Source organism: Paenibacillus timonensis (genome assembly GCF_022427145.1).
GTDB lineage: Bacteria > Bacillota > Bacilli > Paenibacillales > Paenibacillaceae > Fontibacillus > Fontibacillus timonensis.
On the sequence record NZ_JAKSXN010000004.1, the window covers coordinates 43,467 to 65,041 of the forward strand.

The window sequence follows — 21,575 nt, forward strand, 5'->3', positions numbered from 1 at the left end:
ACCACGATGAGCGATGAACTGTCCCGCGTGATCCGGGAGAGGAGAACCGTCAGGAGATACAGCCAGAAGGAGATAACGGATGAGCTTATTCTGGAATTGCTTGACGATGCGGTGTGGGCTCCTTATCATTCGGCCAGGGAACCATGGCGTTTCATCCTGTTTAAAGAAGAAGGACGGAGAACATTTGCGCGGGCGGTTCTCCAAACCTATACCAGGGAAGAACTCGAGCAATATGGCGAGTCAGCGGAACGGGATTATTGTGATAATGCCGTCGCGCATCTGATTGTTGTCGCCAAAGAAGAACCGCGTCCGAGAGAGGCCGAGGAGGCTCTTCTGGCATGTGCGGCACTTATTCAGAACTTTCAGCTTCTGGCATGGAGCCGAGGAATCGGGGTTGTATGGAAAACCAACGAGTACAACTGGGATCCGCGATTCCGCAAGGTTGTCGGGGTTCGGCCGGGGGAGAAGGTTGTCGGCACGCTTCATATGGGTTACTACCCTTTGGACAAATTACCGAAGCCGCGCCCCCGCCGAAGGGCGGAGCACTTAATAAGCTGGCATAAATCGTAAAGTGGAGAGGGCAATCCCTCTCCTTTAGCATTCTGTTACAAAAGGTCAACCTATATCGTTTATACGTTAGAACAGGTTTGTCTGGATTCCATCCGCAAAGAAGTACGCCGTTTGCAACGATCTTTTTCGATAACAGCATTTTTTCTGGAGGGAAATGATGAAGACAATGAACATCACGGGTATATGTTTTTTATTCGCCTTACTCTTATCCGCGTGTAACAATCAACAAACGGTATCAGAACAATCGCCAATCATGGACGGGAAAGCAGAAATCTTAGAGGTATCCACGGATTTACCGAAGAATGCTGGGTGGTGGATTGTTCATAAAGATGTGAATGCGATGACCATTCAGGTAGAGGCTAAACATGTCGAAACCGTTCTATTTTGGATTACTCCGACGGGTACGGAAACTTGGGGGGAAAGAGAACTCATTGGTTATGATAAGGATGGGAGTGACGGCTGGTCTTTGACATGGAACTTCGGCAACCGGAGTTTTCACGACCGCATTTATGTTCAAGCCTTAGGAAGTGATGGGGCTACTCAGAACACAGAGATCATTAGTATTACTTCAGAATGAAAATGATAGAACTGCATGCGCAGTCATTTTATTGTATTTGCGATTTCAATTAACTTTTGGTAATCGTATAACGGTTCAAGATTGTTATTTTTCCCTGAAATAAGAGAGTAAGTTAAACCCTCGTTTCTCCAATAGATGGCACTTACATGTTCGTTTCCTTGGTCCCATGTTTGCGAACCGTTAGCTAATTTTTGACCTTTCTTCCCACTCGGAGGCGTATCAGCTTTTGAGTTTGTAATCATAAGGATCAGGTTCAATCCTTCATCAGCATTTGCATACGTAATTTCTACTGTATCAAACTTACCATCGGTATCTAAAATCCTTGCTGATTTTTGAGTAACTGGGAAAGGAATGGATGGTTGTTTTATTTCAAACGGGACCTTATTTTCCGCCTCTTCAATTGAAATTTCGACTGGAGGACGTAGATCCAAATTAGTCGTAGGTGGCTTACCTTCCGTATTTTGTGAGCAGGCAGACAATAAAAGTGGCACCATACATAGGAACAGCAACTTATGTACAGGTTTCATTTAATCACCTCGATACCAGAATAGTTACTTCTACTACGTTTCCATTAGCTGGGAAGTTGCATTAGAATGTACATGTAATCAGTCCTATTCATTTACTAGTCAATAGAGGTGAAACCCTCGCCTCCATGAAACAAGACGAACAAGCCTTCAGCCAATGATGTGGTTGATGGCTTTTTTATGTGTATAATAATGTAAAGCAATGAACAGAAAACAGAACGAGGTCCTCGTTATGGCAGTCGATCGAGAACAGCTTCAAAGTATACTTAAGAAGGCCAGCCAACGTGCTCGTCTACAAGCCAAACAATCGGGAGCATCCCTGTACTATATTAAGGATAACAGACGTATTCGCGAGGATGCTGAGGGGAATAAATTCGAGATCATTTTCGATACAGAGGGAAAGCGGACAGAGCGGGAGTGTATTGAATAACCATCCCTCGAAGTGCGTTATCGGGTACATTCTTCGTAGAAACCTATGTGGCGTTGCCATCGGACAGGGGTTCGACTCCCCTTGCCTCCATAGGGTAAATCCACAACAACGAAAAGGAGCTTCGCTACAGTAAAATGTAGAGAAGCCTCTTTTCGTTTGGGTCATGGTTTCCGAATTACGGGTATCCATACTTCGACTTCAGCGTCGGCCGGATTTCCGTTTAACAAGATTTCGGCAATGGGACCCCCGTGATATTCGTAAGGGAAGTTCTCGGTCAAGACCTCCGTGAATGCTTGATCTTCAAGTTTGTCAAAGGCAAGGCGGGACAACCCGCCTTGGCCGCTCAGAATCAGATAGTGACTTTGGGGGAATAACACCTCTTCCGTTCCGTCGATAGGGGGTTGGGTGGTACGGACACCGGCATAGTAGTAAGTACCGCTATCCTTCGCGGCGATTACTCCATACCCATACTTACTCTCCGAGAGGGGGCGAAGCAAGGTCAACTTGCCGCTCTGAATGACGGACTTGAAGAACTCGGTCTTTCGGATGGAATAACTATCGGTATGGATGATTGCCTCTCCACCCAGCAAAATAGGATATCCTATGAAACGAAAGGCATCTTTCTCTTCCACTCTGTAATTGCTCATTTTGATCAAAATCCTCCTTTAAAAGGTTGAATTCAATAGTCCAGCGGCACAAGGTCCAGCTTGCTGATATTTACGGGATCGGAGATCAAATCGATTTCGGCAATCCTTCCTTGCCGAATGGTGTATTGGAGCACGTACTGCAAGTGACCTCGAGGGGCCACGATCACACCGACGGAACCGTTTATGAGAGCGGTTTGTGAAGCCTGTATGCGCCCGGCAACCTGCTGGGCTAGATGGTGCGCTCCATGAGTGATGCGCAATCCTCCACGCTGACGGTCGTCCCGAAGCACAACATTCGGGTCAAGCACAGCCAACAACCGGTCAAAGTCAGCATCCCGCGCCGCGGCGAGGAATGCTTCGATCAGCTCGCGTTGATAAGCCAGAGGAGTCTTGTCTTTTTCTGGGGTCCCACCTTTCACACGGCGTCGTGCACGACTGGCAAGTTGTCTAGTAGCTGCCTCGGTTTTACCCAGGATAGAGGCAATTTCAGTAAAGGGAATAGCGAATATGTCGTGCAGAACAAAGGTGACACGCTCGGATGGGCTCAGACTGCCAAGCACTACCAGCATTGCGAGTCCGACCGAGTCTGCCAGTAGGGCCTCTTGTTCAGGATCACTATCCGAATTATTCATGAATGCATGGGGCGAATAGTCTTCCACCGACTCCTCTCGCCGCGATTTACGTGCCCGGAGCATGTCAAGGCAGATTCGGGAGACCACTGTAGTCAGCCAACCGCCTAGATTCTCAATATTTCTGGAATCTGACAGGCTTAGACGCAGCCAAGCTTCTTGAACTGCATCCTCTGCCTCGCTCCAAGATCCCAGCATTCGATAGGCTATCGCGAGAAGGTTCTTGCGATTCTTTTCAAATTGTTCCGCTATCAATTCCTGTGCGTTCATCACTCCGCTTCCTTTTCCCTTAAATTATGTTCTTATTAGTCTGACGTATGGCCATTGGATTATGTGACAAGTATCCCCGATTCGAGCAAATAAACAATTTGTCTCGGAGTGCGGGTATGCGCTGGGAAGAAGTGCAGGAACGATTTCCGAAATTTGATAAAAAGGTATTGTATGTACCTTAATGGGGCTCGATGCCTTTCGCCTCCATATGTAGAAGAAGGGCCCTGACCAAATGGTCGGGGCCCTTCTTCTATCTAAAATTCAAAATCAAAGCTACCCTCTTCGCTCCATTCAAACGGACCGGGTGTGACATCTGCATCAGGTCTCCTGTTTCCGAAAAAGTCGGAGTCAAAACGATAAGGAGTGCCGTCCGGCTCCTCATACTTCATCTCGGCGTGATAAGTCTTGCCAAGCAGATCGGTGGTCACCAATAGGGCAGAGGCTCCCCGAAGCAATTCGGGCGCATTAACCTGAACTTGCACGCGGCCTTGCGCAGGATGAACCTGGACGGTGATGCCCTTCTGTGCATCAATTTTCGCATGGGGTTCATGACTACCTGGAACCGCATGGTTAAGATATACATTTCCGCCCATCGCCACCGGAAGAACAGCATTTCCGATAAAGAAATCCTTGGCGGCTTCGCCAAGCGCAGCAAGCTCTTCTTTGGTGTATTCCCACCATTTCTTATCTTTGGCATCAGGGTGGTTGTTGTAGCCTCCCAGTCCCACAGCATGCAGATAGCAGATGGAATCGTCCGGAACCCCATCCATGACCGTCTTCCCGTTCTCTCCAACTTCATCCCTTGGTTTAAGCGGAAGATGCTCGAAAAAGGTGATGGGAACCGGCTCCTGATTCGCACCCTCATCCCCCAAAAAGATATTGTTGTAGTACCTGTCATCGCCCCCGGTGATATTGGAGTACCCTGCCATTGCCGTCTCGTGAGGGAAGTGATACGGCGTCGTACGGGTAATCTCGGAACGAACGACAAATCGGCCTGCAAACAAATTATGGACAAATGCGCCGCCCTGCGCCATATTTCGGAAATTCATGGGAGAGAGGAACAGATTGTGATCCGCCAAATACGGACCGTGGCAAACCTCAACGAACAAGTCTTCGGATAGGTTGTCAAAAAATACATTGCGGCTGATGCGGGTGCCCTGTGCCTGCCAGTCAAGCCAAAGTGCTCGGTAACAGCTATAGATGATATTTTCGCTAATTTGAGTATCCAGGGAAGCATGCAGTTTGATTCCTGCGACTTCAGCGCCGTGTCTGAGCCGTTTGTGGTGAATATTGTAAATGCGGTTTTGATAAATACGGCTGAAGGCGGCCCCCATATGGCCCACGATCCCTGCCTGTTCGCAATCATGAATCACATTACCTCGAACGATGTGGCTGCCGATGCGATCCTTATGCCAACCGGAGCGTAAGGCTCGCAAAATAACTTCCTGCTCGCGTTGAGTACCGCCTTTAATATGCTTCCCGGAAGACTTAGCGTGACCTGTACCGATTTCGGTACCCAGGCTGATCCCCACGCATTTGGATTCACTGATGATATTGTTTTCAATAATCCAACCCTTGCTCCAGTGAGGCCCGATCAAACCCTCCTGATAGTCCGTAGGCGGCGCCCATTGTGGAGAGGCTTGGCGAAGCGTGAATCCGCTTACAGTTATGTAGTTAAGTCCGGGTTTCTCAGGCCAGAAGCAATAAGGACGAACATTGATTTCTACATTTTCCTTACGAGGATCTTTTCCGCCAAAATTGGCCCAGATCTTGGTTGTTGCAGATCCAACTTCGGCATACCACGTTAACAACGAGTCTTTCGGATATTTGGCTTCGGGCCAAACTTCGGGCTGGTGAACTTTCTCGACACCATCGCATTCATACAGCGATTTGCCATCCAAATAAACATCCCCGAGATGAACCGGGAAGGGCCCGTCAAACACCCAGTCTCCACGGAGCTCCTCTTTAAAGGGATTACGAACGGAAAATAGGGAGTTAGGTACTTCTGTACTCCAAACAGGGCCTCCCTCCGACTTCCAGTCGGTAATCCGTTCAGCGCCTGTTATGACGACTTCCCCGTCGCCTGCGGATCGATAGAGGATTCGATGTTCCTCTGTTCCTCCATTGGCCGGGTTCACCCATTCCCGGTATACTCCGGCATGAACGATAACCGTATCCCCAGCCAGGGCAAGAGCCGCAGCGCGTGATATCGTACGAAAGGGTTGATCCATTGTTCCGCTTGCCTGATCCTTCCCATGCATGGATACATGGTATTCCATAAGAATCTCCTTCTTCCTGCCTATCGGATGTCGCCGGTTTAAACGGCTATAAATATTGTACAAACGATAGCCGGAATGGTCAAAAAGAGTCCTCGATGGATTTAGAATCGGCTGATACGAAATTGCCCTATATATTGTGAAAACCCGCTCACCGAGCGGGTTTTCACTTTCAAGCTCCTATTTGATTATTGCACCGCACCAAACTCATACCTCACCTGCGTCAGCTCCTCCGAAACCATCCACAACCGCCGCGCGGCGGCTTCGTTATGCGAGCGCGGACTCGATTCGACCTTCTTGGGGAAGCCGCGCAATTCGAGAAGGCTTGGCCCAAAGTAATCGCCGCCTCGGACGTCTGGCGCGGTGGCCGCATAAAGGGTCGGCAAGAAGCCCATTTTCGGGGGTTGCGCGAACATCGGGTTCAGGTGTCGCATGAAGTTGGAATGCCGCAGCGCATTGGTCGCGGACCAGCCCGGATGTGCCGCTACGGCCAGCGTGGATTGGCCTGCGGCCACAAGCCGACGCTGAAGCTCGTAGGTGAACAGGAGATTCGCCAGCTTGCTCTGAGCATAGCCGAGCGATGGCTTGTAATTCCGTTCCAGGTTCAGGTCATCAAAGTGAATGACTCCCGAGCGATGTGAAATGCTGCTTACAGTCACAATGCGTGCGCCTGGCGTCGCGCCAAGCAGATCCAGCAGCAGACCAGTCAGCGCAAAATGCCCCAGGTGGTTGGTCCCGAATTGCTGTTCGAAGCCCTGTACGGTCTTCCCGTAAGGGGGATGCGCCACGCCGGCGTTGTTGATCAGGAGATCCAGCCGCGGGTAGTTCTGGCGAAAGGCCGTCGCAAAAGTGCGGACAGAGGCCAGATCGCCCAAATCGAGCGCCATGACTACGACTTTGCCCGACGGCTTGAGTGCTTGAATCCGGTCAGCGGCAAGGTTGGCATTGGCGATACTGCGGCAGGCCATAATGACCGTCGCCCCTTGGCTGGCTAGGGCCCGCGCCGCTTCCCAGCCAATCCCGCTGTTGGCTCCGGTTACGATAGCCACACGTCCCGTCTGATCCGGCATGTGGTCTTCTGTCCAGGATGTTGTCATAGGGTTTCGTCCTTCCTTTATATCTGAGAGCCGCCTCCATCCACGGGGATTTCGGCTTCGGTTGTGTAAGTCGCATCGAACGCCAGGAATGCGACGGTTTTGGCTACCTCGAGGGGGGCGCCGAAACGCAGCATGTGGATCTGCTGTTCCATCTGAGACTTGGTCTGTTCCGCCGCTTCCTTCGGCATCGTTTTCTCCATGATGCCCGTGTCGATTGGGCCGGGGCTGACCGCGTTGACGCGAATCTTCCGCGGCAGCAGTTCGCGGGCCAGACTGCGGGTCATGGAGCGCAGCGCAGCTTTACTGGCCCCGTACGCACTGAGCATCGGGATCCCCACGGTGTTCGCGATCGAGGTCGTGAGCACCACGCCGCTTCCTTCGTTGAGCAACGGGGTCAGTTTCTGCACGGTGAAGTACGGACCTTTGGCGTTGATCGCCAGCAACTCGTCGTACATTTCCTCGGTCGTCAATTCGAAGGGAACAAAGCCCGTGATGCCGGCGTTAACGAACAAGGCATCGATTGTTCCGAATTCGGCCTTGACCCGATTGGCCAATTCGTCGATATCCGTTAACGACGCGGCGTCGCTAAGCACGGCGACCGCATTGCTGCCAAGCTCTTCGCGAGCGGAGTCCAGCTTCGCCTGGGTACGACCGGTGATCAGGACGCTTGCGCCTTCATCCGCCAGCAGCTTCGCTGTCGTAAGGCCGAGCCCGCTGCTGCCTCCCGTAATTACGATTTTTTTGCCTGCATATTTATTTCCCTGATTGTGATCCATTCTCCTCTTCCTCCCTTGGTTGAACCGATTTACGGCTTTCATAGACACCCTGTCTGTGCTAATCTTATCTAAGCGATTTGGCTCATACAACCAATAAACCGGCGCATTCGTGGCTTATCCAACATATGCTCGGATTTGTTGTTTTTTATCCTGATAGAGAGGAGAGGCTTAACATGCTCACGAACCCCGACGATCCCCGTGTAAAAAGAACGCGTCAGCTCCTGATGCAAGCTTTTATGGAATTGCTGGAGCAGAAGAAAAACGTCTCTTCGATTACCATACAAGATATCACGGCCTACGCGACCGTAAATCGCTCGACGTTTTATGCGCATTTTGAAGACAAATTCACGTTTCTGGAGAGCTGGATGAGGGAGAAATTCCTGGAGAAGCTGGAGGATGAGCTGCCGAATGCGGCTTTATCCGATATCGGGAGCCTGCGGACGCTGATTTTGATCGTTTTCGATTTTCTCTTCTGTACGCGCCCGTATATGTCTTTGGCGGATCGCCAGTATGAGACCCTGTTTGAACTCGTGATGCAAAAGGAACTCTATGATCTCTTATTTGCCTGGTTAGGCGAACAAGCGGAACCCTCTGTTTCGCGCAAGACGGTGGAGACGACCGCCCGGATCGCAAGCTGGGGCATCTTTGGAGCGGCCATGGAGTGGAGCCGGCAACCGCAGCAGAGCTCGGCGGAAGACACGGTGAAAGACGTTCTGGTGGTCGTTGCTGCAGGTTTAGCCCCCGTCACAGGATAATAGAAGAGCAGCATCCCTGTTAGACAAAACAGCCAGAGATTATTTACAATAGGCATAATAGAATGGATGGGAAGGATACAGGGCGGTTGTGATGAATATCCTTGAAGACTTATTGCTGCAGGTAGCGTTCGTCGTTACGTTGATTTTCGCTTTCCAATTATTTTATTCGATCGGCTTCGGAAGATTTAAGTATTTCAGGCTGACGCAGGCGCTCCTATTCGGAGTCGCGCTTGTGTTATGCATGACCTTTCCCGTCCACGTTACCGATCAATTATCCATCGACATCCGTATCGTTCCGTTGCTTCTGGGGGCGTTCTACGGCGGGGTCGAGACGACGCTGTTTCTATCCTTGCTTATTCTGCTCTACCGCGCCTACCTTGGGATGGATGGCGGATTCTACGCGACGACGTTGGCCGTATTTATGTGCATCCCGATCTTCATGTATTTCCAGTCCCGATTCCTGCAAGCGAATAAGAACCAAAAGCTGCGGATCGCGACAGGCCTAACGGTTAGCTATTGCATTTGCAGTTTTCTTTCAATGGCCCTCTTTATTGGCTTATTCGATACGTTCTTGAGCTCTATTCTCCTGTACACCCTGGTTATGGTGGCCGTCGTTCTGGTCTTTGTTGCGTTGAATGAGAAGGTGAAGGAGACGATCGTGAAAAATCAACAGCGGCTGGCGGAAGCCAAAGATGCGGAGATCGCTTTTTTACGTTCGCAGATTCAGCCGCATTTTCTAAACAACGCCCTCAATTCGATAGCCGTTCTCTGCGTAGAAGACCCCCCACAGGCGAAACAGCTTACGCTGGACCTCTCTCAATATCTCAGATCCGGGCTTAACTTCAAGCAAATGGACACGTTCACGACATTGGAGAACGAGTTGGAATTGACCCAGGCTTACGTCAACATTGAAAAAGCACGATTCGGCGACCGGTTGGCCATCGAGTACGAAATCGAGGCCGATCCGAATCGCCTCATTCCTCCGCTCATCTTGCAGCCCTTGGTCGAGAATGCGATCAAGCATGGTCTGATGTCTAGCGTAAGAGGCGGCATCGTTAAAATCTCGGTTCGGGAAGCGGATGAGAAGCTTCGGTTCAGCGTTGAGGATAACGGATGCGGAATGAGCGAGGCAAAGCGGCAAGAAGTGCTTGGTTCGGATTCGGGGCGCAGAGGAATCGGGCTGAGAAACATAGCACGGCGAATCAAGCTGCTATACGACGCAAGCTTGCAAGTCAAAAGTGCGGTCGGAGTCGGAACGAAAGTGTTCTTCGAGCTCCCCTATCCGTCAGACAGGAGGAAGTTGGATGATAAGAGCGATGATCGTGGACGATGAAGCTTTGTCGGTGCGAGGGCTACAGCATCTACTTGCCGAATATGAGGACCTCGAAGTTTGCGGCGCGTTTCTGACTCCGCGCGAGGCGTATGAGTATGTGCGGGCCAACCCCATTCAAGTGGCTTTCCTCGATATCTCCATGCCGGAAGTTGATGGGATGTCGTTGTCCCGACTATTACTGGAGCAGGCTCCCTCCCTATCCGTCATCTTCGTCACGGGCTTCGACGATTATGCGGTACAAGCGTTCGAAGTGAACGCTTTAGACTACTTAATGAAGCCAGTGACGAAACAACGATTTGCCCGAACGTGGGAGAAGATCAGGGAGAAATATCGAGAGGAGGCTTCCGAGGAGGAGCCGGCCTCAACCGGCTTGCTGACCGGACAGGAGACGCGAATCGTCCAATATATCGCGGAAGGGTTATCCAACCGACAAATCGCGGAGTTGCTGCACATCACTTCGGAAACGGTGAAGTCTCACTTGAAGAACGTCTTTCGGAAGCTGGACGTCAATAACCGCGTGAAGGCGCTGCAGCGCGCCAAAGAGTTGAAGATTATTTCATAGCCGACAGGCGCTCCATCCAATCCCCCCCATTCGGGGGATTTTTTAATAGGATTGATTATTCTACATTAATAGACAATGGATCAATCTTAATTGGAGGAGAATTATGCGCCGAATTTTTACCTTGTTCATGTTGTGCGTGATGCTTGGAGGTAACTTGTCCCTGCCGACGGCTCATGCGGAAGAAATTCAAGACAGCGATTTTACTTATGTGGTGCAATCGGATGACACGGTCACGATTACGGGTTATACAGGAACAAGCACAGAGGTCGTCATTCCGAGCGAGATCGAAGGCAAGCCGGTCACCGTCATCGGAAGTAGCGCATTGTCCAACGCTGGACTTGCCAGCGTTACGATCCCGATCGGCATTACAAGAATCGAGAGCTTCGCCTTTTACCGCAATCAGCTTACAGACCTCACGATTCCGGATGGCGTTACGTACATTGGCAACAATGCCTTCGAGTCCAACCAATTATCCCACGCCGCGATCCCGCTGAGCGTTGCGGAGATTTACGATTATGCCTTCAAAGACAATCGCTTGACCGCGATCGAGATTCCCGGCGTAACGTACCTCGGTAAAGGGGCTTTTCAAAAAAACCTTCTACAAAGCGTTACGCTTGAAAACTTAACCTTCCTGGGTGCCTATGCCTTCGAGAACAATCAGTTGGAAAGCCTAACGCTTCCCGGTAGCCTGAATTCCATCGGAATGGGCGCATTCCAGCATAATCGTCTGGCCAGCGTTGCCCTTCCTGAAGGACTGACTCGAATTGAGGATTATGCCTTCGCCAACAATCAATTAACGACGCTTCAAATCCCCAAATCGGTAATCGCCATCCACGTCAATGCCTTCGAGAGCAATCAATTGGGCAATGTTGCGATCCCACCGAATGTCGATTTGGGCAGCGGGGATATGTATCCCGTATTCGGTCTGAATCCGAATGTTGCGATCTATGTTCCGCTCGCCGGCGACGTATCGGTTCAAAACCATGCCAGCAAATACGGTCTCCAGATCATCCCTTGCAAATATGGGATTACCTATGACGGGAACGGCAGCACAGGGGGCACGCCTCCCTCATCGACGCCTTATGTGTGCTATAAACCGTTTGCGGTCCCGGATCAAGGTTCGTTAACGAAGGTCGGTTATACCTTCAAAGGATGGAATACGATGCCGGATGGAAGCGGGACGAGTTACTTCGGCGGCAACTATCCGATTATTTATGGCTTTCCGTACGGGAACTTGACCTTGTATGCCAACTGGGAGACAAGTACCTATCAAGTAACGTTCGATACGAGAGGGGGAACGTCCGTCGCATCCCAAACGGTTGCCTACGGAGAACAAGCAACTGAACCTCCGGTGCCGACGAGGGCGGAATATGCCTTTGACGGATGGTATCAGGACATCGGATACTCGCAACCATGGGACTTCGCTCAGGATAACGTCTTCGTAGATATAACGTTGTATGCGAAATGGAAGTGGAACGGATCGGCAGCGATCGCTTCACTAGAGCTGGCGGCTGATAACGTGAATGTGACGGGCGGCGATAACCTGACGGTAACCGGCGTGGTGAGAGACGAGAACAACTCGCCTGTTGCGCATGCCGTCGTGAATCTGAATAGCACGAGGGGCAAATGGAAGCTTACGGAGGGCAGTGACGTGTCCGTGACAACGGATGCGAGCGGCAGTTTTACCGCGGAATGGACGGCTCCTTGGGTCACGGATCCTGAATCCGTGACCCTCACGGCAAGCGTAGACGGTACGATCGACGTGATGGACAGTCGGACGATTCAGGTCGTCCCGTCGGAGAAGTCCAAAGCCCGGTTAAGCGGATTGTCGCTAGACTCCATGACGCTCAGTCCGGAATTCTCGGGCGATACGTACAATTACACCGTTGCGGACGTCAGCCATGTCGTCACGAGTATCGACGTGACGGCAAGCACAGCCAGCGATCTTTCCACGCTGAACATTAATAATGTGCCTGCCGCCAGCGGTTCAGCCGTCCGTGTACCGTTGCAAACCGGGTTGAACTTAATCCCGATCGTCGTCACCGCGGGGGACGGACTCCACACGCAGACGTATACACTGCAAGTACGCAGAGCCAGTACGACGACCAGCGGAGATTATACCTACCGTCTGAAAGACGACGGCACCGGGATTGTGATTACGAGGTACGAAGGAACGGATTCGAATGGGGTCATTCCCGAGACGATCGACGGCTATGACGTGAAAGAGATTGGAGAGGGGGCTTTTGCGAACGAGGAGCTGACGGCGGTGACGCTGCCGAATGGCTTAACTTCCGTGAACAGCCGTGCTTTCGAGAATAATCGGCTAACTTCGATTACGATCCCAAGCAGTGTGACTAAGGTGGGTGATTACGCATTCTATAACAATCTTCTCGAGAATGTAATGTTCGCCGATGACGGGCTGCAAGAGATCGGGTTCGGCACGTTCTCCGAGAATCGGTTGTCTTCCATCATTCTGCCGGGGACGACCACTTACTTGGATTCCAATGCCTTTAAAAACAACAGGCTCACTCAAGTGATCCTGCCTGCGACCTTGAGGTTAGGGGACGAAGTATTTGGAGGGACGCAGAATGGAGTCAAGCTCATCTTTCCGGCCGCTGGCGATCGAGACCTAGTTAATTATGCGAACTCGAACGGGCTCCCTTTTGAGACGAGCGATGTCCGCGTCGAATATGACGGCAACGGACAAACCGAAGGGGAAGCGCCGGCCGACAATACGCATTACAGTTATTATTCATCATCTGTCATTCAGTCGGGCGGGAGCTTAAAGAGAACGGGATATACTTTTCAAGGATGGAATACGGGGGAAGATGGAAACGGAAATTTCTATGAGGCGGGTAAAAGCTATAAATTCAAGCTCATAAAGGGAATTGTGAAGCTTTATGCCGTATGGCAACCTGCGCCCGCGCAATATTCCGTTTCGTATGAGACGAACGGGGGAACGGCCATCCCTGCGACGACCGCCAGCGGGGGGGCCCATCTTGTCGAACCGCCCGTGCCGGGCAAAGACGGGTACCGATTTGCCGGTTGGTACAAGGACTCGAGCTATGCGACACCATGGAACTTCGAACAGGATACGGTTACCGGGGACATGACCTTATACGCCAAGTGGGAGAGCAAGCAACTCGCGATCCAACTGTTCGCGTTCAGCAATGTGGTGTCAGGCGGCGAGGAAATTCGGGTTACCGGTACGGTTGTGGATGAAGACGATACGCCTCAAGCGAACCTCTCCGTTCACTTGAGCAGCCCGAACGGAGGCAAGTGGATCCTGACGGAGACCGACACGGCAACGGTGAAGACCGATGAGAACGGCACTTTCGAAACCATTTGGAAAGCTCCGCAGGTAACCGAGACAACCATAGTCGAGCTATCGGCGAGCCTTGATGGGTCGAGTGCGGAGCCGGCAACGGTATCGATTCGGGTTAAGCCGATGTCTGGCTCAAATCCAAGCTCGGATGCCAACTTATCGGGCTTGACGCTGAGCGTCGGTGATTTAACGCCTCAGTTCCAAGCGGAGGTTACCAGCTATACTGCCGACGTCGGACATGCGACGAGCAGCGTCACGATCGTGCCTGAAGTATCTGATCTGGCGGCGACCATAACCGTCAACGGGAATATAGTTGAGTCCGGTCATCCTATAGAGGTCCACCTGAATGTGGGCTCCAACCCCGTAACGCTATTCGTAATAGCGGATAATGGAACGACCAAAGCTTATCGGGTTACGATCACGAGGGCTTCGGAACCGGTGGTCACGATCCCGGTTGCCAGCATTACGGTGACAAGCGTCACCTCCTCCGTTTATGAAGGTGGCACGCTGCAAATGACCGCCCGCGTGAATCCGGACGATGCCACGAACAAGCAGGTATCGTGGTCAATCCAAGGCGGTACCGGTAAGGCGGTCATTGATGAGAATGGATTGCTGAAGGCGGAACATGCTGGCACCGTGACGGTTCAGGCGGCGGCTCAGGATGGCTCCGGGGTCGTCGGAAGCCAAGAAGTCACGATCTACAAGCGTCAATCTGGCGGCGGGGATACCCCGACAACGCCAACGAATCCGACAACGCCAACGGGTCCGACAACGCCGACGGGCCCGGCAACACCAACGAACCCGACAACACCGACGGGACCAACGACGCCGACGGACCCGACAACGCAGCCGCCAGAGAAGCCTTCGGTACTCCATGTCGTTCCCGGCCGACCTCCGATTGACGTGAATGACGCGGAAGCGATTCATACGATGCTGGAGGTTCTGACCGCCAAATTCAACGATCCTCGCCATGCGAATGTTCCCGTCTTTCCGGATACGGAAGACCACTGGGCAGCGGATAGCATCCGCTTGTTCGCAAGACTAGGGATTGTTCAAGGATACGGCGACGGGGCTTTCAAGCCGGATGCCATCATCACGCGAGGAGAATTCGCTTCGATGCTCGTAAGGCTGTTCCCGCTTGCCCAAGGCACCGCAGCAACGCCTGGCTTTACCGATCTTGAGAACAGCTGGGCGAGGGATGCAGTTCTTATGCTGGCCAGTAACGGCATCATCAAGGGCTACGAGGACGGCATGTTCCATGCCGATCGAAACATCACGCGTGCCGAAATGATTGCGATCCTCGCCAGGATTGTTAATTTGGCGGAGGTGAAGCAAGAGAAGACGGTGAATCTGCAGGATATTGAACCTACGTGGGCCAAGGATCAGATTCGGCTAGCCGCGAATGCCGGCATTATCAATGGCCGGAGCGAGAATGCATTCGGCCCGAATCAGAGCGCTACCCGGGCCGAAGTGTTGACCGTCCTCTTGCGAGCGATCTCGTTAAGTCCTGAAATCGAACAACTGTTGGAGGGGATGAACTAAGCCATGGCTGCGAACGAATATTACATGCCGACCCACTGGCGGGTAAAGGGGAACATCTGGGAAATCTATGAGATTTGCTCCGACTTCTTGGACTATCAACGCTGGTGGCCCGAAGTGTACTTAAAGATTCAAACGGGAGGTACCGACAAGGAGACAGGCAACGAGGTCTATGATATTCTCTCCAGAGGCAAGTTGCCCTACAAGCTTCGCTGGAGGTCATGCAAGACGGCGGAACAAGCGCCGCATTCCATCGCTTTGAAGTCTTCGGGTGACTTGGTCGGTCACGGAACATGGCGGTTCGAGCAGGACGGGGAATACGTAAACGTACAATTCGACTGGTATGTGAACGCCGAGAAGCCCTTGCTCAAACTGTTCTCGCCGATCTTGAAACCGCTCTTCACCTCGAACCATTTCTGGGCGATGAACCGAGGAAGAGAGAGTCTGGAGAAGGAGCTGATTCGGAGGCGCGAGGCTTGATCTGCCAGATTGCAAAATAGAAAGCAGAACTTTCTCTACTTTCCAAGGTGACTATTGGCTAAGATCACGAATACGATTCCGAAATACCCTTGAACGCATATCGTTCAAGGGTATTTTTCCTAAAAATGCACAGATTAAGGTGGTTGGGGCGATGCGACCATCTCAGGAACGGTCAACAATTCAAAGGGCAGCAAAAAGGAGCCCAGTAAAAGAGGAGTCTGTTTAAAAGTGAATTTAAAGGTACAGCTAACCCGCGCCTTTTTTATAAGCCTTCTGAGCGCTTTAGGATTTGGAATCGTAGCCCTGCTGGTATCCGATCAAAAGATAAACCAATTTGACAGCGTAATTACTTCTTTGGTTCAAGGACGAGAAGCACCTGCACTTACGAATATCATGAGATTCTTTACCTTTATCGGCGGAGGAATTCCCGTCGTCGTTCTTACAATAATTGTTCTGTTTTTTCTATATCAAGTTCTACATCACCGTAGAGAGTTGATTTTATTTGCATCTGTGGTCGTCGGTTCAGCTCTTTTAAACGAAACATTAAAGGTTATCTTTCATCGTGCCCGTCCCACATTACATCGAATTGTAAATGCAAACGGGTTTAGTTTTCCCAGCGGACACTCTATGGCTGCTTTTAGTTTGTATGGAGTTCTCGCCTATTTACTCTGGAACCATATATCAACACCCGTTGGCCGTGGATTGTTAATCATAATTAGCATCACGATGATCACCGCAATTGGAGTCAGCCGTATCTATTTAGGCGTACATTATCCAAGTGATGTTCTTGGTGGATTCTTAGCAAGCGGCAGCTGGTTAACGGTTTCCATTTGGTTTTATCAGAGGTATCTGGAAAAAAGGAAAACCGAAGGTTTCAGCTGAAAAAACGAGGGAGATAAGGAAATGAGGGTGTTGACGGGAGGGCCCGCGAACCGAAAAAATATCATTGACATAGGGCTGAATATAAAATAACATACGTAATATAACAATTGTTATTAAACGTAAGTGAGGAGGAAACCATATGCCCCCGAAACCGAAGGTGACGCGGGAGATCGTATTGGATGCGGCGCTGGAGCTGCTGCGTGAAGAGGGAATGGATGCCGTCAATGCGCGAAACGTCGCGAAGAAGCTGGGCACCTCTACGCAGCCGATTTTTAGCCACTTTACTTCGATGGAGGAATTAAGAGAAGCGATATACGCCTATGCGGAGCATCTCTACAATACGGCGATGCTGGCAGCGATGCAGGGCGGCGGGAACGGCTTTCTGGAGATGGGTCTCGCGTATATCCGGTTTGCACGGACGGAGAAGAAGCTATTCCAGCTTCTGTTTATGTCGAACCGGCTGCAGCAGGAGAAAGTGACCGAGATTGCCGGCTCCACCGAAGGCGACGAACAGGTGATTGCGATGATCGGGAGCATGACCGGACTTTCGCCCGATTTAGCGCGGAGGTTATATGCCGGGATCTGGTATACGACCCACGGGATCGCCTCATTGGTCGCAACGAATAGCAGCACGATGGACGACGCGGAGGCACGAGACGTGTTAGGCAGCATATTTAAAGGCTTGTTGGTTGTACTCAAAAAAGAAGGCGAGGAGCTTTAACCATGTCCGAGAAATTCATCACCAAACATCCCTATCTTGCAGCCGTCATCGCGGCACTGATCTGCACTTTTCTGACCGCTGTCGGCTCTGCGGCAGCCCAAGTCGCCGAATTGGCGGAAGTCCCGTCTTACCTTGTCATGACAGCGTCCGTGGTTTTATCCATCTTGGTGGGCCTGTGGTTGTTGCGCCGTTCCCGAATTTCGGCTGAAGAGATCGGCTTTCGCCGCCCTGCCTCGGGTAGCGTACGCTCCATTTGGTTAGGCGTGCCGTTGCTGCTGTTGGAGGTCATTCCGCTCGTCGCCTACGGTCCCGACGCGTATACCCGTCCGGGGGCCGAATACGCCGTGCTTGCTCTGTTCACCATTATGGTAGGCTTTAACGAGGAGCTTTATTTTCGAGGATTGGCTTTTTCCTTCCTATCCCGATTAACCCGTAAACAGGCCGTGATCGGCTCGTCCATCGTCTTCGGCGTGCTGCATGCCGCCAACGCCCTGAGCGGAACCAATCCGGTCGAGGTGTTGCTACAGATTGTCTTTGCATTTCTTGTTGGTATTGTACTGGCACTCATCGTCAGTATTACCCGCAGCCTTTGGATTGGCATCGTATGGCATGCAGTACATAATTTCCTTTCCTTCGGCACGGAAGTAGTCTTTGACCAAACGGCGTTGATGGTGGTTTCGGCCCAGCTAGCGATTCTGTTGATCTTCACGGTTGGGTTATGGAAACGCGGAACGGCAGCAGCCTGACGCGAACTAAGGCGATGCTAATTACGGTTTATCAAGCACCTTTTTGGGTGCTTTTTTTATTTGTTCAGCAAGAGTAAATGTCTATGCATATGATTTTTTTCTGACATAGGATGTCTTGATATTGATATAAGGAGGATGTGTATGGCGGCACATGGGAAGGTAAGTCCTCAATTCAGAAGACTGTGTAACCAATTCGGCAAAATCTTGGGCGGCGAATCCGAGATCGAAGAAGGTCCGGTCTGTTTTGTTACGCGGATGACGAATCTGCGCGAGTCGATCTTGAGAAGAAGAACGCGGTCTCCTTTGGTTCAGATGCAGATGTTTTCGTTTGAATCGCTGGATAAGTCGGGGCGTGCGCTTTGTCTGGGGGAGACGGCTCTGCATCAGAATCAGGTCAACCGTTTGATCACGAACCTCCGGAAGCGGGGGATCAAAGTGACAGCCGTTCATAACCACTGGCTGAAGGAAAATCCACGGTTGATGTATATCCACTGGGAGGCTGTCTCGGATCCTATTGAGTTTGCTAGAAAAACCAAAGCTTCAATTGCCTTTTTGGGTTAGTCCGGCTTTGTTTCGTGATTTGATTATCGGATGAATGGAAAGGATGAATGCAATGGCGGCACAAGTGAAGGCAAGTCCTCGTTTTCGAAGATTGTGTAACGAGTTTTCTAGCATTTTAGGCGGAACGGAACATGAAATCACCAAAGGCCCCGTTTGTTTTGTCAGCCGAAATCGAAGAATCAATGCTGCAATATTGAGGAGAAAAACGACTTCCCCGTTGATCCGTTATCAACTGTTCTCGTTTGAGTCATTGGATCGCTCAGGTCATGCCCTTTGTTTGGGGGAAACGGCTCTCTTCCAAAGCCAGGTCAATCGGTTGTTAACCAATTTGCGCAAAAACGGGATTAAAGTAACGGCGGTTCACAATCACTGGCTCTTTGATAGTCCGCGGCTGATGTATGTTCACTGGGAATCCATTGATGATCCGATTGATTTTGCCAAAAAAGTAAAGCGCTCTATCGCATTCTTGGGCTGATTGCACGGCGGCGGATGGTGGAAATTCCACGGTTCGCCCCCAAACCTATCTTTTCTAATCGAATCGCCCTAGCCTAAAGTCTAGCTTCCAAACACCACCTAAGACGGTTATATCGCGCCAATACGGTAGTTATAATGGGTTTATAAACTTTGCGCGTGACTGATGAAGGTAAAGGAGTGTTTGAAAGTGAAAGCAGTAGAAGCGACGAATGTGGCGAAGGTGGGGAAGGTGAATTGGGCGCTGTTTAATCCCAAGACCTATGCAACGATGCTCTATCTCTTGCTCTCTCTCCCGTTGGGGATCATCTATTTGACGTTAGCGATTACGGGGCTTGCCCTTTCCATTGCGTTGACTCCGGTGTTTATCGGGATCCCGATGTTTTTTGGAATGGCCAAGCTGTTGAATGGGATTGTGAGCTTTGAGCAAAGTCTGATTCGGCATATTTTAAGGTTGCCGGTTCCGCCCGCGGCGGTTCCAAACTACGCACAAGCAGAGGCTGGACAAAATTGGTTTATGCGTATGGTGAAGGGGTTTGACGGGGAGTTGTTCTTCCGAAATCTGATGCTCGTGATCCTTCGTTTCATCACCGGCATCGTCTTCTTTGCGGTGATGGTTACGGCCCTTGCCCTAGGGATCGGCTTTATTGCCCTTCCCGTCGTGCATATCATTCTGATGAATGAAATGAAGCTGGATATTTTGGAAAACACCCTATTCACGTATTTCCATATCGATTGGACCTATAATCAGCAGTATCTGCTCTCCGAAGGCATTGGCCTGGTGTTGTTCTGGGTCGCGCTTCGCGTCGTGAATGGATTGATGCAGGTTCAACGCAGAATCATGTATGTGGACGAGGCTTATCTGCAGCCGACGCCAGAGCCGGCTCCAACTCAATTCCATGCGCCTGTTCAGCCGCAATATGAGGAGTTCCTGGACGAGCAACCTGGGCAAGAGAAGTTGTGGTTGGCTTAGATATGGTTTGGATATCCCCTTGATACACAAGAAGAGTTATCGGATCACTTCCGATAACTCTTCTTTGTTTATTGATCATCGGCCATTCCCAGACCGTCGTTATCATATAAGGAATATGGATAATGTGGTAGAAGAAGGGGGAAAATACTCAAAGAAAATGGGGGGGCTAAATAATGACGAGAGAAAACTATCAAAACAATTTTATTGAAGAAACATTTGTTGTCGATTGGATGGCTGTTGCAGGATGGATTGCAGCAGGAATTGTTAGCAAATTGGCCGGAGATACGATTGGAGTAGAATTAGAAAAACTACTTGGCATTGAATCATCTACTGATCAATTAATACGAAGTTCAGTTGATGAAATCTGCCAACGGATTGATCAAATCGTAAATCAACAATTTATTGAGGAATGGTCTGCTGATCTTGAAGCCGTTAGAAAAGACATTCTAATGTATTTACCCAAGCAAGATACGGATATGATCAAACAACTTGAAGGAAAGGTTCATATTTTGGCGGAGCGTTTTATCATGGAGGGCACTAAAACTTTAGGACCTTTCATGATCTCTGCAAGTATGGATTTAGTATGTCTAAGATATCTATCGAGTACCAATGGAGCTTTTGTTCAAGATTTGACGAGTCGTGCAAAGGAATACGCAGATTGGGCGGAGGCAAAATCAACGGAAATTATAGAATTGGCAAAAACCTTTGTCTCTTCATCCTGTAGCAGCGGTAGAGGCTTGCCCGTAGGAGATATGGACCCTCAAAATTATGCCTATTACACTTCACAGTGGGGCAAAAAAAAACATAGATGGAGTGGATCTGAGAATTTATCTGTCTATAAGGGAAGATGTGAAGAGAATCGACTGAATCATTACAATAATACTGTGGTTCCGGCCCTGGAAAGACATAACCAGATCATCGATTGTGTTAAATTGTGGAGAAGTATACCCGCAAATACATCGATTGTATTTAGAGATGTGGAAAATTTACTTCAATATAGATGCAAAAACCATTCTTTGGAAAGGGGTGTAATTGTCCAAGGGAATGATCGAGACGGACAGTACAGCAATCCGAGTATCCACTATGATTTAATGAATTTACCAGAAAATACAACGATCCATTTCTATTCAAAAACTCGGGCAGATAAAGAGATAAATAGAATTGGTGAAATAGTGATATGGGAACTTGGTTCTGAAAATGTTCCTGTTAGTTCAGGTCAATTTAAGGTGTCGATCGATTGGAACGTAAATAAAGTTGTCGCCATAAAGAAAGAACCAAACTCGAACATTAGATGCGAGATCTATTGGCATGATAATGAGGAAGTAAACACAATTGTAGATGTCCAGGAAACAAGAATTGAAATTACTTAGACCCTGGATTTTTCGACAGGGTTCTGTCATTCATGAATGATGCATGCAGAGCCCTTTTTTT

At 50.2% G+C, this 21,575-nt stretch carries 21 protein-coding genes; 15 read left to right on the top strand and 6 right to left on the bottom strand.

What is annotated here, in order from left to right:
* Positions 1 to 6 precede the first annotated feature (6 nt).
* Positions 7 to 570, top strand: coding sequence for a nitroreductase family protein (locus MJ257_RS02405; protein WP_240267738.1), 564 nt, complete (start codon positions 7 to 9; stop codon positions 568 to 570).
* Positions 571 to 727: 157 nt separating this feature from the next.
* Positions 728 to 1,147 (top strand): hypothetical protein, encoded by a 420-nt coding sequence (locus MJ257_RS02410; protein ID WP_240267739.1) that lies wholly within the window; start codon positions 728 to 730, stop codon positions 1,145 to 1,147.
* 23 nt (positions 1,148 to 1,170) lie between these two features.
* On the opposite strand, the gene MJ257_RS02415 is transcribed toward MJ257_RS02410, so the two are convergent.
* Positions 1,171 to 1,674, bottom strand: a complete 504-nt coding sequence (locus tag MJ257_RS02415; protein WP_240267740.1) for a hypothetical protein — start codon at positions 1,672 to 1,674, stop codon at positions 1,171 to 1,173.
* A 229-nt stretch (positions 1,675 to 1,903) separates the two neighbouring features.
* Between MJ257_RS02415 and MJ257_RS02420 the strand changes: the two genes are divergently transcribed.
* Complete coding sequence (locus tag MJ257_RS02420; RefSeq protein ID WP_240267741.1) at positions 1,904 to 2,101, top strand: hypothetical protein; 198 nt, start codon at positions 1,904 to 1,906, stop codon at positions 2,099 to 2,101.
* Positions 2,102 to 2,262: 161 nt separating this feature from the next.
* On the opposite strand, the gene MJ257_RS02425 is transcribed toward MJ257_RS02420, so the two are convergent.
* From MJ257_RS02425 to MJ257_RS02445, 5 genes are all read right to left on the bottom strand, one after another.
* On the bottom strand, positions 2,263 to 2,748 hold the full coding sequence (locus MJ257_RS02425) for an effector binding domain-containing protein (protein ID WP_240267742.1): 486 nt from the start codon (positions 2,746 to 2,748) through the stop codon (positions 2,263 to 2,265).
* A gap of 32 nt (positions 2,749 to 2,780) precedes the next feature.
* A complete protein-coding gene (locus MJ257_RS02430) occupies positions 2,781 to 3,647 on the bottom strand; it encodes a sigma-70 family RNA polymerase sigma factor (RefSeq protein WP_240267743.1) in 867 nt (288 codons plus the stop codon).
* Positions 3,648 to 3,901: 254 nt separating this feature from the next.
* On the bottom strand, positions 3,902 to 5,926 hold the full coding sequence (locus MJ257_RS02435) for a right-handed parallel beta-helix repeat-containing protein (RefSeq protein WP_240267744.1): 2,025 nt from the start codon (positions 5,924 to 5,926) through the stop codon (positions 3,902 to 3,904).
* A 185-nt stretch (positions 5,927 to 6,111) separates the two neighbouring features.
* Positions 6,112 to 7,020: an oxidoreductase gene (locus tag MJ257_RS02440; protein WP_240267745.1), complete on the bottom strand. Its 909-nt coding sequence runs from the start codon at positions 7,018 to 7,020 to the stop codon at positions 6,112 to 6,114.
* Between the two features lie 17 nt (positions 7,021 to 7,037).
* Positions 7,038 to 7,796: an SDR family oxidoreductase gene (locus MJ257_RS02445; protein ID WP_240267746.1), complete on the bottom strand. Its 759-nt coding sequence runs from the start codon at positions 7,794 to 7,796 to the stop codon at positions 7,038 to 7,040.
* Between the two features lie 173 nt (positions 7,797 to 7,969).
* Here MJ257_RS02445 and MJ257_RS02450 point away from each other — a divergent pair, with 173 nt between their 5' ends.
* The 12 genes from MJ257_RS02450 (at position 7,970) to MJ257_RS02505 (ending at position 21,514) form a co-directional block, all read left to right on the top strand.
* Positions 7,970 to 8,551, top strand: a complete 582-nt coding sequence (locus MJ257_RS02450) for a TetR/AcrR family transcriptional regulator (RefSeq protein ID WP_240267747.1) — start codon at positions 7,970 to 7,972, stop codon at positions 8,549 to 8,551.
* A 91-nt stretch (positions 8,552 to 8,642) separates the two neighbouring features.
* Entirely contained in the window at positions 8,643 to 9,884 is a 1,242-nt protein-coding gene (locus MJ257_RS02455) for a sensor histidine kinase (RefSeq protein ID WP_240267748.1), read from the top strand.
* Positions 9,856 to 10,446 carry a response regulator transcription factor gene (locus tag MJ257_RS02460; RefSeq protein ID WP_240267749.1) on the top strand — a complete coding sequence of 197 codons (591 nt, stop codon included), beginning with the start codon at positions 9,856 to 9,858 and terminating at the stop codon, positions 10,444 to 10,446. Before MJ257_RS02455 ends, MJ257_RS02460 begins: the two co-directional genes overlap by 29 nt.
* Before the next feature lie 103 nt (positions 10,447 to 10,549).
* A complete protein-coding gene (locus MJ257_RS02465) occupies positions 10,550 to 15,313 on the top strand; it encodes a leucine-rich repeat protein (RefSeq protein WP_240267750.1) in 4,764 nt (1,587 codons plus the stop codon).
* Positions 15,314 to 15,316: 3 nt separating this feature from the next.
* On the top strand, positions 15,317 to 15,790 hold the full coding sequence (locus MJ257_RS02470) for an SRPBCC family protein (protein WP_240267751.1): 474 nt from the start codon (positions 15,317 to 15,319) through the stop codon (positions 15,788 to 15,790).
* 228 nt (positions 15,791 to 16,018) lie between these two features.
* On the top strand, positions 16,019 to 16,672 hold the full coding sequence (locus MJ257_RS02475) for a phosphatase PAP2 family protein (RefSeq protein ID WP_240267752.1): 654 nt from the start codon (positions 16,019 to 16,021) through the stop codon (positions 16,670 to 16,672).
* A gap of 139 nt (positions 16,673 to 16,811) precedes the next feature.
* Complete coding sequence (locus MJ257_RS02480; RefSeq protein WP_240267753.1) at positions 16,812 to 17,393, top strand: TetR/AcrR family transcriptional regulator; 582 nt, start codon at positions 16,812 to 16,814, stop codon at positions 17,391 to 17,393.
* Positions 17,394 to 17,395: 2 nt separating this feature from the next.
* The gene (locus MJ257_RS02485; RefSeq protein WP_240267754.1) at positions 17,396 to 18,139 is read left to right on the top strand and encodes a CPBP family intramembrane glutamic endopeptidase; all 744 of its coding nucleotides are present in this window, start codon (positions 17,396 to 17,398) and stop codon (positions 18,137 to 18,139) included.
* Between the two features lie 141 nt (positions 18,140 to 18,280).
* Positions 18,281 to 18,700 carry a DUF1259 domain-containing protein gene (locus MJ257_RS02490; protein ID WP_155606990.1) on the top strand — a complete coding sequence of 140 codons (420 nt, stop codon included), beginning with the start codon at positions 18,281 to 18,283 and terminating at the stop codon, positions 18,698 to 18,700.
* A gap of 52 nt (positions 18,701 to 18,752) precedes the next feature.
* The gene (locus MJ257_RS02495) at positions 18,753 to 19,175 is read left to right on the top strand and encodes a DUF1259 domain-containing protein (RefSeq protein ID WP_372489731.1); all 423 of its coding nucleotides are present in this window, start codon (positions 18,753 to 18,755) and stop codon (positions 19,173 to 19,175) included.
* A 186-nt stretch (positions 19,176 to 19,361) separates the two neighbouring features.
* Entirely contained in the window at positions 19,362 to 20,144 is a 783-nt protein-coding gene (locus MJ257_RS02500) for a sensor domain-containing protein (RefSeq protein WP_213623086.1), read from the top strand.
* Between the two features lie 173 nt (positions 20,145 to 20,317).
* Positions 20,318 to 21,514 (top strand): hypothetical protein, encoded by a 1,197-nt coding sequence (locus tag MJ257_RS02505; protein ID WP_240267756.1) that lies wholly within the window; start codon positions 20,318 to 20,320, stop codon positions 21,512 to 21,514.
* Positions 21,515 to 21,575 lie beyond the last annotated feature (61 nt).